Annotated in this window: 11 protein-coding genes; 4 read left to right on the top strand and 7 right to left on the bottom strand. The window is 33.3% G+C overall.

Features of this window, described 5'->3' with window-relative positions:
* Together J7K39_04415 and J7K39_04410 are read left to right on the top strand one after the other, a co-directional pair.
* Positions 1-510 (top strand): gfo/Idh/MocA family oxidoreductase (locus J7K39_04415; GenBank protein ID MCD6179128.1); only part of this gene is annotated, 510 nt, incomplete at its 5' end.
* Between the two features lie 76 nt (positions 511-586).
* Positions 587-964: a hypothetical protein gene (locus J7K39_04410; protein MCD6179127.1), complete on the top strand. Its 378-nt coding sequence runs from the start codon at positions 587-589 to the stop codon at positions 962-964.
* Between the two features lie 108 nt (positions 965-1,072).
* Here J7K39_04410 and odhB read toward each other — a convergent pair whose 3' ends face one another.
* The 7 genes from odhB to dnaA form a co-directional block, all read right to left on the bottom strand.
* Positions 1,073-2,341, bottom strand: a complete 1,269-nt coding sequence (odhB, locus tag J7K39_04405) for a 2-oxoglutarate dehydrogenase complex dihydrolipoyllysine-residue succinyltransferase (protein MCD6179126.1) — start codon at positions 2,339-2,341, stop codon at positions 1,073-1,075.
* Complete coding sequence (locus J7K39_04400) at positions 2,338-5,145, bottom strand: 2-oxoglutarate dehydrogenase E1 component (protein ID MCD6179125.1); 2,808 nt, start codon at positions 5,143-5,145, stop codon at positions 2,338-2,340. The genes odhB and J7K39_04400 overlap by 4 nt, the downstream gene beginning before the upstream one ends.
* A gap of 128 nt (positions 5,146-5,273) precedes the next feature.
* Complete coding sequence (locus J7K39_04395; GenBank protein ID MCD6179124.1) at positions 5,274-6,521, bottom strand: 3-phosphoshikimate 1-carboxyvinyltransferase; 1,248 nt, start codon at positions 6,519-6,521, stop codon at positions 5,274-5,276.
* The gene (gene aroB, locus J7K39_04390; GenBank protein ID MCD6179123.1) at positions 6,505-7,587 is read right to left on the bottom strand and encodes a 3-dehydroquinate synthase; all 1,083 of its coding nucleotides are present in this window, start codon (positions 7,585-7,587) and stop codon (positions 6,505-6,507) included. The genes J7K39_04395 and aroB overlap by 17 nt, the downstream gene beginning before the upstream one ends.
* A gap of 63 nt (positions 7,588-7,650) precedes the next feature.
* Positions 7,651-10,482, bottom strand: a complete 2,832-nt coding sequence (locus tag J7K39_04385; GenBank protein MCD6179122.1) for a PD-(D/E)XK nuclease family protein — start codon at positions 10,480-10,482, stop codon at positions 7,651-7,653.
* 2 nt (positions 10,483-10,484) lie between these two features.
* A complete protein-coding gene (locus tag J7K39_04380; protein ID MCD6179121.1) occupies positions 10,485-11,201 on the bottom strand; it encodes a nucleotidyltransferase family protein in 717 nt (238 codons plus the stop codon).
* Between the two features lie 94 nt (positions 11,202-11,295).
* A complete protein-coding gene (gene dnaA / locus J7K39_04375; protein MCD6179120.1) occupies positions 11,296-12,735 on the bottom strand; it encodes a chromosomal replication initiator protein DnaA in 1,440 nt (479 codons plus the stop codon).
* An 847-nt stretch (positions 12,736-13,582) separates the two neighbouring features.
* Here dnaA and secA point away from each other — a divergent pair.
* On the top strand, positions 13,583-16,867 hold the full coding sequence (secA, locus tag J7K39_04370; GenBank protein MCD6179119.1) for a preprotein translocase subunit SecA: 3,285 nt from the start codon (positions 13,583-13,585) through the stop codon (positions 16,865-16,867).
* A gap of 127 nt (positions 16,868-16,994) precedes the next feature.
* Positions 16,995-18,284, top strand: a complete 1,290-nt coding sequence (locus J7K39_04365) for a HAMP domain-containing histidine kinase (protein ID MCD6179118.1) — start codon at positions 16,995-16,997, stop codon at positions 18,282-18,284.
* The last annotated feature ends 7 nt before the right edge of the window (positions 18,285-18,291 follow it).

Here is an 18,291-nt window from a genome sequence, read left to right as displayed (position 1 = left end):
TGGCGCGTTCGACCGGAAAAATCAGGCGGAGGATATTTTTTCGATTTAGCTTCGCATCAATTAGATTGGCTCGATTTTGTTTTTGGCAAGGCTGAATTGGTTTCTTCGGAAGTAAAAAACAAATGTGGTTTATATAAAGCTGAAGATTTTGTCCAAGCAAAGCTTCGCTATCAGAACACCATAAATTTTATCGGGACTTGGAATTTTTGTGTTTCTAAAGAGGAAGAAATTGACCTAATCGAAATTCGTGGAACAAAAGGCAAAATCAGCTTTTCCACTTTTGGTTTTGATCCTGTTTTATTGGAAACAGAAAACGGAATTGAGCATTTCCCTTTTGAAAAACCTGATCACGTTCAGAAACAACTGATTCAACAGGTCGTAAATAGTTTACAAAAAAACGGCGACTGTGTTAGCACAGCAGAAACTGCTTTGGCTACTAACCAACTAATGGAAGAGATTATTTATGGTCTTGAAAACAAAGATTTGCCGAATGATTTAAGTGCTTATTAAAAATTATTCTAAATAAGACTTTCAATACCGAAATTAATTTTGTAATTTTGCATATACATTAAAAAAATACAATACTATGAAAATCAACAGATACGAAGACATTTCTCAGATTGAAAGAGAAGCAAAAAAAGATTATATCGACCGCCACTCGGCATTTGTACATTGTGATGCAAAGGCTACCAAAGGCGAAAAATTCAAAGTAAAAGTAATGGTTGGCGATGAGTACAAACATCCGGATGATTTTGATCATTACATCCAATACGTTCAGCTTTGGAATGGCGAAACATTTTTAGCACAAGCTACATTTACTGCTGGTGCTATGGGTAATGCTCCTGCTAATTTAGAAGTTGACTTCTATATTGTTCCTTCTAAAAACATGAAGTTAATTGCTCATGCGTATTGCACCAAACACGGTTTGTGGCAAAGTGATGAAGTTACTGTTGAGGTAGCTTAATAAGAATTCAAACTTTTAATTTAAAGGCAGAATCAGCAATGGTTTTGCCTTTTTTATGTGTTAATTTTAAGCTTTGGGTAAAATTTAAATTAAACTATTTACAAAACACTAAAATCCTAAAAGACTCTCAATTGGTGATTTTCCACTAAAAAGCATTCGCTCAGGGTTTTCCAACATCTCTTTTATTTTAACTAAAAAGCCAACAGATTCTTTTCCGTCAATAACTCTATGATCGTAAGAAAGAGCTAAATACATAATAGGATGAATTTCCACTTTACCATTTACAGCGATTGGACGTTCCACAATATTATGCATTCCTAAAATAGCAGATTGAGGCGGATTAATAATTGGTGTTGATAACATTGAACCAAAAACGCCACCGTTGGTAATGGTAAATGTACCACCTGTCATTTCTTCCAAGCTTAATTTTCCGTTTCTTGCCTTTACGGCAAGAGCCTTTATTTCCTTCTCAATTCCTGCCAAACTAAGAGTTTCGGCATTTCTAATAACGGGAACTACCAATCCTTTTGGAGAGCTCACTGCCACACTGATATCAGCATAATCGTAACTTATAATTTCATCGCCATTGATCATAGAATTTACCTGTGGGAAATGCTGTAAAGCTTCTGTTACGGCTTTTGTAAAGAAAGACATAAAACCCAAACCAACACCATGCTGTTCTTTAAATTGCTCTTTATACTTTTTCCGAATCTCCATAATTGGAGTCATATTCACCTCGTTAAAAGTGGTAAGCATTGCCGTTTCATTCTTAACAGAAACCAAACGTTGAGCCAATTTTTTTCTTAAAAGAGACATCTTTTTCACTTCCTGATTTCGTGTTCCTCCCCAAGAACTTGTTTGAACGGAATCTTGTTTAAGAGGTATTTTATCATTAGCTCCTAAATAAAATTCTACATCTTTTGTCCCCAACCTAAGCGATTTATAAAAAGCTGTGATGTCTTTTTCGCTAATGTTTTTTTCTTGCATCAGCTTACGTGCTAAGGGCGAAATATGAATATCTGATTCTGAAGGAATAGAATCTGCAGATTTTTCTTCAACAGCAGATATTGACTTCTCTTCTTTTTCAGTTGGAGCGTCTTCTTTCTTGGTTTCGGCAACGACTGCTGTTTTCGGCATCTCAACATTAGAATCTATACTACAAACCACGGTTCCAATATCAACAGTATCACCTTCTTCTGCCAAAAGTTTTATTTTACCGGAAACCTCGGCACTAATACTTAAGGTTGCTTTATCAGAATCTATTTCGGCAATTTCCTGATCTTTTTTAACCAAGCTGCCATCTTCTACTAACCAAGAGGCTATTTGCACTTCTGTAATTGATTCTCCCGGACTGGGGACTTTTATTTCTACAATCATTTTGGTGTATTTTTTTCTAATTCAAGATTAAACTCTTGCCAATTATTTCCTATACAAGCCATCTTACAAATGGTTCCTTTTAGCGGACAATCTCCACATTCATCAAAGGGTTTTTCAACTATTTTCCTTTGTTGTTTTTGATGAAACTTACTAGATCCTGTTGCGGGGCTTCCTGTTGCGGGTCTGGCAACAATATATAAATTCAAATCTTCCAATTCTGAGCGAATAAACGGACCGGCACCCATATTATACGGTTCTTCCTGAACCCACATCAGCTTTTCGGCATTCTTATATTTATCTATAATCTTATAAATCTGTTTTTTTGGTAAAGGATATAATTGTTCAAGACGAATAATGGCTACAGTCTCATCTTTAATTGCTCTTTTTTCTGCTAATAAATCGTAATACACCTTCCCGCTACAAAAAAGCACACGTTTTATTTTCTTAGAATCGGCACTGCTATCATCAATTACTTCCTTAAAACCTCCTTTTGTAAATTCGCTAATATTGGATACGGCTTCGGGATGACGCAACAAACTTTTAGGAGTAAATATTACTAAAGGCTTACGGAATTTGCGTTTCAGTTGACGGCGCAAAACGTGAAACATATTTGCCGGGTTAGTGAGATTTACCACTTGAAAATTATTCTCTGCACAAAGAGTTAAAAAGCGCTCCATTCGTGCACTTGAATGTTCAGGTCCTTGTCCTTCATAACCATGAGGAAGAAAAATAACCAAATCGTTCATTACATTCCATTTATCCTCGGCACTACTTAAAAACTGATCAAAAATTATTTGAGCTCCATTATTAAAATCTCCAAACTGAGCTTCCCAAATTATTAATTCCTGAGGCGAAGCCATAGCGTATCCATATTCAAAACCTAAAACCCCATATTCTGAGAGTAGAGAGTTATATATTTTAAATGGAGCTTGTTTCTCACTAATATTTTTTAAAGGAGTATATGTTTCATCACAATCATCAACTGTAAATACAGCATGGCGATGCGAAAATGTTCCTCGTTCAACATCTTGCCCGCTTATCCTAACAGGTATTCCTTCATTCACCAACGAACCATAAGCAAGTAATTCTCCCATTGCCCAATCGAGCTTTTGGTGTTTAAACACCATATTGTTACGTGTTTTTTGTAAACTGACAATTTTTCTAAAAAACTTTTTATCATCAGGCAAACTTGTAATCTTTTGTCCGATTTGTTGAAGAATATCTAAGTCCACTCCGGTATCCGGTGATTTATCAAAATCTGCTTTGGTTGCTTTTTTAATTCCTTCCCATTCTTTTTCTAAAAACGAACTAATGTTGGCAGTGGTAATTTTTTTTGCACTTAAAAAAGATTCTTCCAATAAATTATAAAAGTCCGTTTCAATTCTATCTGATTCTTCTAAGCTAATCTCATTTTGTTCGACTAATTTCTTGGCGTATATCACACGAGGATCATCATGTTTTTCAATGGCTTTATAAAGAACCGGCTGAGTAAAACGAGGCTCATCACCTTCGTTATGTCCGTATTTTCGATAACACAATAAATCAATAAATATATCTTTATGGAATTTTTGTCGATATTCAATTGCCAACATTGCAGTAAAAGCAACGGCTTCAGCATCATCTCCATTAACATGAAAAACAGGTGCTTGTATAGTTTTAGCCACATCAGTACAGTAGGTAGAAGTACGAGCATCGAGATAGTTAGTGGTAAAACCAATCTGATTATTGATAACCAAATGTAAAGTTCCTCCGGTTGAATAAGCTTTCAATTTCGACATTTGAGCCACCTCATAAACAACACCCTGACCGGCAATAGAAGCATCTCCGTGAATAATTATTGGGATTATAGAATCTTCGTTTGTATCTGATTTAAGATTATCTATTTTAGCACGGGTCAAACCTTCAACAACAGGATTAACAGCTTCCAAATGAGATGGGTTAGGCGAAAGAGTTAAAACAATATCTTTTTCTTTATTAGTCTTTGTTTCAGAAGTATAGCCTAAATGATATTTTACATCGCCCAATAAAAAAGAATCTTCATATTCATTACCGGAAAATTCGCTAAAAATCTGACGGTAGGGTTTTCCCATAATATTAGCCAGCACATTTAAACGACCACGATGCGCCATTCCAATCATAAATTCACTAATTCCAAGGTCGTTTCCTCGCTCAATAGCAGCGTCTAAAGCAGGGATTAAAGACTCAGCTCCTTCTAATGAAAAACGTTTTTGTCCCGGGAATTTCTTATGAATAAATTTTTCGAAGCCAACAGCTTGAGTTAGCTTATTTAAAATCGCAAGTTTCTCGTCTTTTGAAAAAGAAGGAGTGCTTTTAGATAATTCTAATTTAGATTTTAGCCAGGCTACTTCATCTAAATTACGGATATAATCATATTCAACTGCAACCGAACCGCAATAAGTTTGTTCTAACATTTGAATAATATCTTTCAATTTAGCAGCTCCCAAGCCAACTTTCTTACCAGCCTCAAATACCTTTTCTAAATCTTTCTTTTCTAAACCAAAATTTTGATAATCTAAAGAGGGAGTATAATGACGACGTACACGAACAGGATTTGTTTTGGTAAACAAATGACCTCTCTTTCGATAATCTTCAATCAAGTTTATTACTTTGTATTCCGAAGAAGACACGCCATCGGCTTGTGCTGTATAATCATTTTTAAAAAACTCAAAGCCTTCAAAAAATTTACGCCAGCCATATTCTACATTTTCCGGATTTTCGAGAAACAGTTGATATAAATCTTCAACTTCCTCAGGCTTGGTATTCAAATAGGAATATTTATCCATAACTTACATTTACAATATAAAACACTATAAAACAGAATGTTTTATTTATAACGATTTTAAATTATTAGCAAAAATAAAAAATAATGTATACCAAAGCCTCTAAAACTAAAAGGAATTACAAAATAATTTTAAACTTCAGTAAGTTCAAACCCAACACTTTTTAGATCACCCCAAAAATTAGGATATGATTTAGCAACCACAGAGGGGGAATCTATAACGAGCTGTCCCAAAATCATACTTAGAGGAGCAAAAGACATAGCCATGCGATGGTCGGCATATACTTTAACCTTATCTTTAACTACAAGTTTTGCAGGTAGAAGTTTCATTTTGTTATTATCAACAGAAATATTTACGTTTAAAGCACCTAATTCATTTACCAAAGCACTTACTCTATCAGTTTCTTTTAACCTAAGAGTTTTCAATCCGGTAAAATCACCTCGCATTTGCAATCCGGCAGTAGTTGTTATAAGTGTTTGAGCCAAATCAGGGTTATTATGAAAATCTTTTTCAATAGATATTGTTTCACATTTTACTTTAGTCAAATGAACACCCTCTTCAGTAAAGCTTGTTTGAACGCCAAACTCGCTTGCCCATTCTGCAATTATACTATCACCTTGTGTACTTTTTTGTTTTAATCCAAGTAGAGTAAGATCAACTTCATCGGCAAAAGCCGCCATTTGATACCAATATGAAGCTGCGCTCCAATCAGACTCAATACGATACACCTTTTTATTTTGATAGCGTTGTTTTCTGATGGAGATAATATTTTCCTTACGCTCTATTTCAATGCCAAACTCACGCATAACCTTTAAAGTCATATCGATATAAGGTGCAGAAATCACCTCTCCAAGAAGTTTTATTTTTAAGCCATGTAACATTTTTGGAGCCACCAAAAGCAAAGCCGAAATAAACTGCGAACTCACGGTGGCATCAATTTCAATTTCTCCGCCTTTTAATCTTTTGCCCTCAATTCGTATGGGAGGATATCCTTCATCTTCTATATAAGTAATTGAAGAGCCAAGTTCTTTCAATTTATCAACCAAAATACCCAATGGTCTTTGTTTCATTCGCCCGGTGCCGGTAATAAAAGTTTTCACATTAATCCCTGCTGCATAAGCCGTAATAAAACGCATTGCCGTTCCTGAATCGTGGATATCCAAATTGAGCGAAATATTTGTGCCTTTAAGTCTCAATAACGATTCTAGCGAAGATTTCAAAGTTGTAGAATCCGTACTGTCCGAAAGATTCTCAATGGCCAAATCTTCTGTGCCTAAAATTGCATCGATAATTAATAATCTAGCACTTTCGCTTTTAGACGGCGGCAACTGAATACGACCCTTTAAACTTCTATTATCTTTTTTAACCAGTAAAGCCATGAATGATATATTTTAATGATCTTATTATTTGTTCTTTCGTTACTTGCTGATTAATTTCGCATTGCCCAATTTGCTTTAACAAGCTGAAATTTAAATGCAATCCTTCTTTTTTCTTATCGTGCATAGTCAAGCTTACAATAGTATCAATTTGACTTTCGTCGATATGGATATGACTATAATGTAAACGTATATTCTGGTCTATTTTTCCGAGATCTTTAACCGCCATATTTAAAATTTCTGTCGACAAATACGCTTCTGCCAACATACCGATAGCAACGGCTTCGCCATGCAATATAGGAGAGTCTGTGTCCATAAAAAATGATTCTATTGCATGACCTACGGAATGTCCATAATTAAGAACCTTTCGCAAACCTTTTTCCGTAGGATCTTTATCCACAATTTGCTTTTTTATATGAATAGATTTTTCAATATATGGAATAAGATTTTTTGGTGTTAGTTCTGCAATTTCGCTTAACTCTTTCCAGTATTTTTTATCTTCTATTAACCCATGTTTAAGCATTTCGGCATAAGCCGAAAGAATCTGTTCTTGCGGAAGTGTTTCTAAAAATCTTGGATCAATAATGATTTGTTTAGGTGGAGAAAACAAACCTATTTGATTTTTATAATGTCCAAGGTTAATTCCGGTTTTTCCACCTATAGAAGCATCGATCATAGCCAATAAAGAAGTTGGAATATTTATAAAATCCATTCCTCGTTTAAAGATAGAAGCAACAAAACCACCTAAATCACTTACTACTCCACCACCTAAATTTATTAATAGAGAATGACGATCGGCACCACTATCGGTAAGACTTTCCCATAACTGAGTAGCGATTTCTATATTTTTATTATCCTCGCCGGCATCTATAAGCAAGAGCTCAGCATTTAATAAATTCTCAGTATCTGAAGATAAAACAGGATAGCAATGAGCGTAAGTATTTTCGTCCATCAAAACAAATATCTTAGAGTATGATTTCGTGTTCAAGAAAACATCTAAAGCATTAGCTGCATTTACACCTAAAAATATTGTGTAATCAGATGTTTTTATTGTGATGGCTTTGTCCATTAGGCAAAAATAAGGATTATTTAGTTTTAATATAAATTGATTTTAAAACAATTAGGCTCATAATTACTTAAGACAAATATTAGCATACGGACAATATTGACAATTCTGTTTTTCTCTTGTTTGAACAAATGGGATTTTCTCATCAAAAAGCTCATTGAAAAATTCGAGTAAATTACTTTCAAAAATGGTCAGACTCTCTTTAGATAATGACTCTTCGGAAGAATCAGAAAGAAAAATATAATGATTATGTACATTACGTAAAGCTATAATACCACTTTGTAAATCATCTTTTGGGTAGTCGTCTTTTAACAGCCAAACATAGGTTAAAAGCTGAAGAGTTTTTTCGTGTTTTGAGTCTAAAAATAATTCATCAAACTCTATTTTCTTTAATGCCTTTGGATCTACATAACCCGTTTTATAATCTAAAACCCGAACTTTTCTGTTCCAACGGTCAATACGATCGGCATTACCGGCAACTTTAATTTCTATGCCTTTTTCCGGTATAATAATTTTCTTTTTTAGTGTTTGTTCCACCCCTAAAATTATTAAACTGCCACCCTTTTTTATATTCTCCTTTAGCGATTTTTTTTCCTCTGCAAAAAATTCCTCAAGATATCTTTCAATACCTTTTATTGCAAGAAGATTTTGTCCGGAATCTAACAGCTGTCCCTTAGCTTCAAGCTTGGCTTGAGTTTGAATTTCGTCGAGCAATTGCTCTTTCATTTTTGATAAATCATCAATATTTACCGCTTTTCCTACAAATGGTTTATATAAAGTCTCTAAAGTATGATGAATAATATTCCCGACCATTCTATCATCAATAAAGCTTTTCTCGTCTTTTGGCTCCTCAACTCTTAATATATGTTTAAAATAAAATTTAAGCGGACAGCTTATATAAGTATTTATCGCCGTTGGCGAAAATCCTTTTTTAGCAATGGCTAACAATCTTTCTTGAACTGAGATGTCTTTTTCAATGCTTATATCGAATCTGTTTTCAGGTTTTATTTCCTTGAAATTATACAAAGTCTCTTTAAAATCAGATAACGGATTATATTCAAAAAGCTCCAATGAAAGCTGTGTAATAAATCTGCTTTTTTCGCCACCAACAAGCTTAGCTGCTGTGGTACTATATAGCAAATGAACGTTTTTAGCTCTTTGCAAAAGACGATAGAAATGATAAGCGAAAATGGCGTTTTTTTCCGTATAAGTAGGAAGTTTAAATATTCGTTTTATGTCGACCGGAATAAAAGAGTTAGACATTTTCCCGGAAGGTAATATATCTTCATTAACGGATAAAATTATAAGATTTTCAAAATCGAGTATACGCGTTTCGAGCAAGCCCATTAGCTGTAATCCTTTTAGTGGTTCGCCGTGGAATGCCTGATTTTGATTTCCAATAAGCTGTTCAAATACAATTTTAAACTCCTGCAAATTAATTGGGAAACCGTATTTGTTAATTCTATCAGTCAACCTATTTAGCATATGCGAATAAAGCACAAAGGCCTCCCTATCAGACGAATATCGCAACTGCAAATTAGAATCGGCTTCCTGATAATGCAAAAAGAACTCCTTTATAAAATCTTGAAAAAAGTTAATGGCTTTTTTAGCATTATTTTCAAAATCGACAAATAAAAAGAGAGTATCTAAAGTCGTTGTTTTGTTAAATAATACTTGTAATTCTGTTGGAGTCCAGTATAATTGTTTTTGAACAGCAGAAATAATTTCTGTATTTTTCCCAAAAAAGTCAGCCATTAGGGGGTTTGTCAACACTTGTATTAAATCTTCATTTAAAAATCGCAAATGCGATTGATTTCTAAGCTTTTGTTGTCGTTGACCTACAAACTGCATTTTTAGAAAAAGTCGGAATAATAAATGAGCTGCCGTATTTTTTAACGGGTAACCCATAGTAACATTCGTTTCGGTTAAAACGTCTTTATCCAAACTATTTAAAACGGCTACCAAAAGATTCTCGTCTGCTAATACAAGAGCCGTATTATTTAAATCTTTAGTATTTAAGTTATTTTTTAGTAATTCTGATGCTATCTTAGCCTGACCAATTTCTTTTGGAACTGCAATAACATTTATTTCTTTAGGGTTTTGAAAATGTTTAGCAATAGTATCTTTATCGAATTTATACCAACTAGCATATTTCCTTAAAAACAAGCCTGCTTCTTGGTTTTTATCAGAAAAGTAGTATTCATCCACATCCCAAATCAGCTCAGCTTGTTTGGATTCATAAAGCGAACGAATTATTTTTTCTTCGGAAAGTGTAAGAGCATTAAAGCCGGCAAATATTAGTTTATTCCAATGTTGCTCTTGCATCAATTCTTGAATATTCTCAGCCACATACCGGTAAGCTAAACCATTATATGCTGTATTTTGACTTAAAATCCGCTGAGTAAAATATTGATAATAGTCGTTTAATTTATGAAAGAAAGCTAAATAGTTTTTCTGAAAATCCGTAAGGTCTTTTATTCCTAAATTCCATTCTCTAATAGCATAATCATCACTTAAATAATTAAACAAGGCATTGGCATCGCCAAGATGCATATCTATCTCGTTAAAATCGTTAATTAAAACTGTTGCCCATTTAATAAAATGTTCAAACGGCTGAGCGTCCTCACCTTCTAATTCCTTATAAACCAAATATAACTCAAAACTCAAATCAATATTATCAAGAATAGTATAGGGCGAAAGATGCTGAATAAAATCGTCGATAGAAAACAATGTTGGAAGCAACATTGGGATACCTTTTTCTTGCAGATAGTTTTTAATAAAAACTTGCGCGCGACGGTTAGGCGTAATAATACATAACTGACTAAAATTACGTGTATAATCTATTAACAGCTTATCAATTAATTCCTCAATAAAAGTCTTTTGTTTTTTTGAAACCATATCTAAATTATTAGTTTTTCGGCTTCAGCCAAAGTTTCAGGTTTTCCCACATCTAACCAAATAGATTTATCGTGAAAATAACCACTTACCGTATATGATTTTATGATATCTATATAAAAATCTATAACCGAAAACGCCTTTTTATTGGGAAATAAATCGACACATTTTGGTGAAACAATATGAATCCCAGAAAATGCGGCTCGCTCAAGATTACTTTCTGTGCTATAGCCTTTTTTTTCTCCTGTTTTTATATTTTCCCAAGCACGAAGCTGATTCTGTTTATTAAAAAGTAAATATCTTGATGTTTCTCTTTTGCGAACAGCTAATGTTGCCAAAGCTCCTTTTAAACGGTGACTGTCAAGCATTTCCTTTAAAGAAATATTACTAAGCACATCAACATTATGAATAAGTACCGGCTCATCGCCTCGGATAAAATCAGATGCTTTTCGTAGAGCACCACCGGTATCTAAAAGTTCATCACGCTCATCAGAAATATAAATTTCTAATCCGAAATTATTATGCTTATCCAAGAATTCTATTATTTGCTCTCCGAAATAATGGATATTTACAAGCACTTGAGTAAAACCCGCCTTTTTAAGTTTTTCTAACTGATGTTGAATTAGCGGTTTTCCCTGTACTTCGACAAGTGCTTTTGGCTTGTTTTTGGTAAAAGGAAACAATCGGGTACCCAATCCTGCTGCAAGAATAATAGCTTTCACAGATTATTTTTTAGTTATGCTAAGATAAGTATTCTTAGCTAAGAGAGATAAAAAGTAATACAAAAAATGCCGGCAAGCCGACATTTTATAATCTCTATTGTAACTTTATCTTTTTATCTAAATCGTCGACATAGCTTTTAAACTTTTTGTCGGTATCAACTAAATTATTCACGGTTTTTACAGCATGCAATACGGTTGCATGATCTTTGTTCCCACAATGTTGTCCGATAGTTGCCAAAGACGATTTAGTATGTTTTTTAGAAAAGAACATTGCCAATTGACGAGCTTGCACAATTTCGCGCTTGCGTGTTTTGCTATTAATAACATCTAGAGGAAGACTAAAATATTCACAAACAACTTTTTGGATATATTCTATCGAGATTTCGCGATTAGTAGATTTTACGTATTTATCTATAATCTGTTTAGCAAGATCGATAGTTATTTCTTTTTTATTCAGAGAGCTCTGCGCCATAATGCTAATTAAAGCACCCTCTAACTCACGAATACTGTTAGTAATACTGTATGCTAGATATTCAATCACATCTTGAGGCATTTCAATACCATCGTTATATAATTTCTTTTGAATAATTGCAATACGAGTTTCTAAATCGGGTGCTTGCAAATCGGCTGCCAAGCCCCATTTAAATCGAGAAATTAATCTGTTATTAAAACCGGTAAGTTCAACAGGAGGAATATCTGAAGTAATAACTATTTGTTTTCCATTTTGATGCAAATGATTAAAAACTTGAAAAAACACATCTAATGTTTTTTCTTTACCGGCTAATAAATGCACATCATCAATAATTAACACATCTATCATCTGATAGAAATGGATAAAATCATTTTGATTACCATTTCTGATACTGTCTATAAACTGAGAAATAAACTGGTTTGAATGAAGATATAAAACCGTTTTATCAGGAAAATTTTCTCGAACCTGCAAACCGATAGCATGCGACAAATGCGTTTTTCCCAATCCTGTTGAGCTATATAAAAACAGTGGATTAAAAGATGTTTTACCGGGATTTTCAGCAACAGCATAACCGGCAGAACGAGCCAAGCGGTTACAATCACCTTCAATAAAATTTGCAAAAGAATTAGAATCGACTAATTGAGAGTTTACTTTAACTTTTCTTATTCCGGGAATAATAAATGGATTCGGAATATCTTTTGGCTTTGCTCTATTCATAGTGTAAGGCATTGATACAGCAGGATTATTAACTGCGCCTTTACTGGATGTTGGAAGCTTAATGCTTTTTTTATCCTTTCCGGGTACGGAGTTATCCATAATAATACTGTATTCTAAGCGTCCTTTAGAACCCAATTCTTTTTTAATAACCATACGAATCAGTTTTATATAATGCTCTTCGAGCCATTCGTAAAAAAACTGACTGGGAACCTGTATTGTTAAAACACTATTGACTAATTTTAGCGGCACAATTGGTTCAAACCAAGTTTTATACCCCTGAATATTTACGTTATCCTGAATAAAACGCAAACAATTATCCCAAACTTTAATATGATCTTTCTCCATTTATATTAATAAGGTTAAATCAAAAAGCAACGCTTAATAAGTTATATTTACAATAAAATTTAGTTAAACTTTCTGAGTTCTCTCAAGTAATCATTCAATATGCCCCTTCGGCAAGACAAAAGTGAATGAAAAAATGTGGAGAAATAGAATAAAATTAACTTGCAATTCAATTATTTTTTCACTAACATATTGGGCTGAGTTTAAAAAAGGAAGCTTTTGATAAAAATTGTTAATCTTTAAGGAAACCTAATACCAATAAGACTTTCGCGACAAATTGAGGGGTTATTCAATCAACAAAAGTAGATATATCATACTGTTGTAAGTAACTGAAAATACGCACATAAAACATCAAGTGCTTTCAAGAAAAAAACAAACTAAGGAACTACATGTTAAGAACACTAACGAACCAAAAATCGATTTTCATCCCTTTAGCAAAACTCTATAAAATAAGAACGCAATTACAAGAGCGACTTACAAACTTTTAAACATACTTTTTAACAAAATACAGCATAATCAAACTATACAATGTTCTTTAAAATTACAGCAATATATTTTCTACTTTTGCAATACGTACTGCCAATTAGACAGCCATTTATTAAATGAATGGTTTTTGTTTAGTTAGCAATCGAAATAGAAAGTATTTAACTTTGTACGAGTATCGATTAGTTTTTAAAAAATCTCATAAATTAATTGTGCAAGTTCTTAACTAATAAAAGAATATAAAAAGATAAAAAATAGTATGATTAATATAATCATTAAGCTTAAAAGAAAATGATTACACTAATTATTACAACTTCCGTCGATAAATAAGAGACGTGTTATCTGACAAACATAAAATAACAAACAAATGAAGAATTTCTTTAAAAAATTAATGGGAAGTAAATCCCAACGCGATATAAAAGCCATAAATCCCATTTTAGAAAAAATCCTTGAGGCTTATAAAGACATTTCCACTTTAAATACAGATGAACTAAGAGCTAAAACAATAGAGTTTAAGCAAACTATTAAAGATGCCATCAAAGAAGTTGAGGCAGAGATTGCCATCCTAAAACAAAAAGCCGAAGAAAATCAGAGTATCGGTATTGATGAAAAGGAAAATATTTATTTACAAATTGATAAATTAAACGAAAAACTATACGAAATAACACAAAATACTCTTGATGAAATTCTTCCGGAAGCATTTGCTGTTATGAAAGCTACGGCTGCTCTCTTTAAAGAAAATGACGTAGTAGAAGTTACAGCTTCTCAGCACGACAAAGATTTAGCCGCTAAAATGGATAACGTTTATATCAAAGGCGATAAAGCGTATTACAAAAACGAATGGATGGCCGGAGGAAGTTTCATTAAATGGGATATGGTACACTACGACGTTCAGTTGATAGGAGGAATTGTTTTACACCAAGGAAAAGTGGCAGAGATGGCAACCGGTGAAGGAAAAACATTAGTTGCAACACTACCCGTTTATCTTAATGCACTTGCCGAAAAAGGCGTTCACCTTATTACCGTAAATGATTATTTAGCTAAAAGGGATGCCGAATGGATGGGAATGCTATTTGAATTTCATGGGCTAAAAGTTGACTGTATCGATAAACATGAACCAAACTCAGAAGATCGCCGTAAAGCTTATCTTGCAGATATTACTTATGGAACAAATAACGAATTTGGATTTGATTATTTGCGTGATAACATGACCAGTAATCCCGATGAGTTAGTTCAAAGGAAACATAATTATTCTATAGTAGATGAGGTTGACTCTGTACTTATTGACGATGCCAGAACACCATTAATCATTTCCGGTCCCACACCAAAAGGCGACAATCAAGAGTTTGAAGCCTTAAAACCAAATATTGAACGTCTATATCAAGCGCAAAGAAAATTAGTAACATCTATACTTGCCGAATCTAAAAAAATATTACACGGAAATCCTGATGATAAACAGGAAAAAAAGGGAGGCGAATTACTTTTTAGAGCCTTCAGAGGATTACCAAAAAATAAGGCTTTAATAAAATTCCTAAGTGAGCCGGGCATGAAAACGCTCATGCAAAAAACAGAAAACTTTTATATGGCAGAACAAAATAAACATATGCACATCATAGATGATGAGCTATATTTTGTTATTGACGAAAAAAGTAATTCTATAGACCTAACGGATAAAGGAATAGACTTAATGACAGCATCTTATGATGATCCTGATTTTTACATCTTACCTGATATTGGTGCAGACATTGCTGAACTTGAAAAATCAGATTTAGATGCAAAAGAAAAAAACATTAAAAAAAGCGAACTTTTAAGAAATTACTCTATAAAATCAGAACGCGTACATACGGTAAACCAACTGTTAAAAGCTTACGCTTTATTTGAAATAGATGTAGAATATGTTATTATCGACAATAAAATTAAAATTGTTGATGAACAATCCGGTCGTATTATGGAAGGTCGTCGCTATTCTGACGGCTTACATCAAGCTATAGAAGCCAAAGAAAATGTAAAAATAGAAGCCGCTACTCAAACTTATGCTACCGTAACACTTCAAAATTATTTCAGAATGTACAGTAAACTCTCGGGTATGACAGGTACTGCCGAAACGGAAGCCGGAGAACTATGGGATATTTATAAACTCGACGTAGTAGTAATTCCAACAAACCGACCTATCATTCGTGATGATAGAGAAGATATGGTTTTTAAAACTACTCGCGAAAAATTTAATGCGGTTACAAATGAAATTGTAGCTCTTGTAGAACAAGGAAGACCGGTATTAGTAGGTACAACTTCTGTAGAGACATCAGAATTACTCAGCAGAATGCTTAATCGTAAAAATATTAAGCACAATGTATTAAATGCCAAATTACACCAACGCGAAGCTGATATTGTTGCTCAAGCTGGTCAAGCAGGAACGGTAACCATTGCCACCAATATGGCCGGTAGAGGTACAGATATTAAAATTACTCAAGAAGTAAAAGATGCCGGAGGATTAGCCATTATAGGTACTGAACGCCATGAATCGAGACGAGTTGACAGACAGTTGCGTGGTCGTTCCGGACGTCAGGGAGATCCCGGAAGTTCTCAATTTTTTGTTGCTCTCGATGATAATCTGATGAGAATGTTCGGATCAGAAAGAATTGCAAAAATTATGGATCGTTTAGGCTTAGAAGAAGGAGAAGTAATTCAACATTCTATGATTACTAAATCTATTGAACGCGCTCAAAAGAAAGTAGAAGAAAATAACTTTGGAGTACGGAAACGTCTGTTAGAATACGATGATGTTATGAATACTCAGCGAGAAGCTATTTATAGTAAAAGAAGGCATGCGTTATATGGCGAACGATTAGCTATAGACATTTCCAATATGCTTTATGATTATATTGAAACAATAGTTGCTGAATACAAAGAAGTTACCAATTATGAAGGCTTAAATATGGAATTGTTAACTACGGTATTGGTTGAAGCTCCTTTTGATAGTAATACTTTTGCTAACAAATCTGAAGAAGAGCTTACTCAACAAATTTTCGATCTCGTTTACAAGAATTACAAATTAAAATCCGATGCCATAGCACAAAAAGTATATCCTGTAATTAAAGATGTTGTTGAAAATCAAACGACTTATGAAAACATCGCAATTCCAATAACCGATGGAGTAAAAACACATAATATTATCACTAATCTGGAAAAAGCATATAACGATGGTCGAAGAGAAATTCCTCTTTCAATTGAAAAAGGCTTGACTTTAAGTATTATCGACAATGCCTGGAAAGAGCATTTACGCGAAATGGACGATTTAAAGCAATCTGTTCAAAATGCCTCTTACGAACAAAAAGATCCTCTTTTAATTTATAAATTCGAATCATTTAATTTATTTAAAGAAATGGTTCAAAAAAATAATAGAGAAATAAGTGGATTTTTGATCAAAGGAGATTTACCAAAACAACAAACTTCTTTACGCGAAGCTAAACTACCTCAAGCAAATAAAAACCTCAAAGAAAGTAGAGACGATTTACTCTCGCAATCACACTCAAATACTCAAACAAAACAAAAACCACAGCCAATAAAAGTAGAAAAGCAAGTCGGAAGAAATGACCCTTGCCCCTGTGGAAGCGGGAAAAAATACAAGCACTGCCACGGCAAAGGACTTTAAAATTAAAAAGCCGATTTAAACCGGCTTTTTTCTTGTCTAAGCATTAGACTAAAACCTTAATCTCATCAATTTAGAGATTGAGAAAATTCTGTTAATTTTGGCAAGAATAAAAACAGAAACAATCCAAATGAACAAACGTACAGGTATATTACTAATTGTTCTAACTTCTGTTGCCATTATAGGAATTGCAATATTTCAAATTTATTGGATTGGTAATGCCTACGAGCTAAAGAAAACCCAACTAAATGCTCAAATTAAAATGAGCTTAAAAGCTGTTGCCAATAATCTGTTCAGAATCCAAAACAGTAAAACAAGACAACAATTATTCTCATCCCAAGATAATATAGAAGACTCTATATCAAACAATATCAATAATATAAATTATGTACTTATAGATTCTTTGTTATTAAATGAATTTAAAAGCTTACAAGCTAATCTAAATTTCAAATATGGCATTTATTTAAGTGGGACAAAAAAATTACTTGGTGGAGATTTTCAAAACTTTGAACAACAAATCCTTGATTCTGAATTTAAAACCCCTTTGAGCTGTTTACGCATAGGGTCACCATATTTTCTTGCTATTTATATTCCTGACACTAATAATCTTATATTACAAAATCTAATCTGGGGCTTTGTATTTTCGGGATTATTTGTTTTAATAGTAGGGTTTAGTTTTGCGTTTACAATTGTTATTATTTATCGACAAAAAAGAATTAGTTTGATTAAAAATGACTTTGTAAATAATATGACTCACGAATTTAAAACTCCTATTGCCACCGTTTCTTTAGTCAGCGAAATGCTTTTAAAAACAGAAGTACAAAACGACAAGGAAAAAATAAAGAAATACGCCAAAATTATTTACGAAGAAAATATCCGTCTAAAAAATCAAGTCGAAGAAGTGTTGCAAGTTGCCCTACTTGATAAAGGACAACTGAAAATTCGGAAAAGAGAAATAGATGTACATAAGCTGCTCGATCAAATCATTAGCAATAGCGAAATTTTCATACTCGAGCGTGATGGTATAATTAAAAAAGTGTATTCGGCAGCACGATCAAAAATACGTGCCGATAAAATGCATTTGACAAATATTATAGGCAATCTATTAGATAATGCAAATAAATATTCTCCGGAAAAACCTATAATTACAGTACGAACGAAAAATATTAAAAAAGGCATTTTAATTTCTGTTGAAGATAAAGGTATAGGTATAAAAACAGAAGATCAAGCCAATATTTTCAATCAATTTCATAGAGCACATACCGGTAATATCCACGATGTTAAAGGTTTTGGATTAGGCTTATTTTATGCCGAAAAAATGGTAAAGGAGCATGGCGGTTTTATTAGATTAAACAGTACCTTTGGAAGTGGATCGACATTTGAAATTTATCTGCCGTTTAACGAAATACGAAAAGATTAACAAAATA

The sequence above is a fragment of the Bacteroidales bacterium genome, assembly GCA_021157585.1.
GTDB lineage: Bacteria > Bacteroidota > Bacteroidia > Bacteroidales > UBA12170 > UBA12170.
The sequence above is the reverse complement of the archived record's forward strand: the minus strand, read 5'-3'. Positions and strand labels throughout refer to the sequence as shown.

What these genes read in the sequence shown, in the direction of transcription:
- J7K39_04410 (MCD6179127.1), top strand. Translation starts at nt 587, where the DNA reads ATGAAAATCAACAGATACGAAGACATTTCTCAGATTGAAAGAGAAGCA.
- odhB (MCD6179126.1), bottom strand. Translation starts at nt 2,341, where the DNA reads ATGATTGTAGAAATAAAAGTCCCCAGTCCGGGAGAATCAATTACAGAA.
- J7K39_04400 (MCD6179125.1), bottom strand. Translation starts at nt 5,145, where the DNA reads ATGGATAAATATTCCTATTTGAATACCAAGCCTGAGGAAGTTGAAGAT.
- J7K39_04395 (MCD6179124.1), bottom strand. Translation starts at nt 6,521, where the DNA reads ATGGCTTTACTGGTTAAAAAAGATAATAGAAGTTTAAAGGGTCGTATT.
- aroB (MCD6179123.1), bottom strand. Translation starts at nt 7,587, where the DNA reads ATGGACAAAGCCATCACAATAAAAACATCTGATTACACAATATTTTTA.
- J7K39_04385 (MCD6179122.1), bottom strand. Translation starts at nt 10,482, where the DNA reads ATGGTTTCAAAAAAACAAAAGACTTTTATTGAGGAATTAATTGATAAG.
- dnaA (MCD6179120.1), bottom strand. Translation starts at nt 12,735, where the DNA reads ATGGAGAAAGATCATATTAAAGTTTGGGATAATTGTTTGCGTTTTATT.
- secA (MCD6179119.1), top strand. Translation starts at nt 13,583, where the DNA reads ATGAAGAATTTCTTTAAAAAATTAATGGGAAGTAAATCCCAACGCGAT.
- J7K39_04365 (MCD6179118.1), top strand. Translation starts at nt 16,995, where the DNA reads ATGAACAAACGTACAGGTATATTACTAATTGTTCTAACTTCTGTTGCC.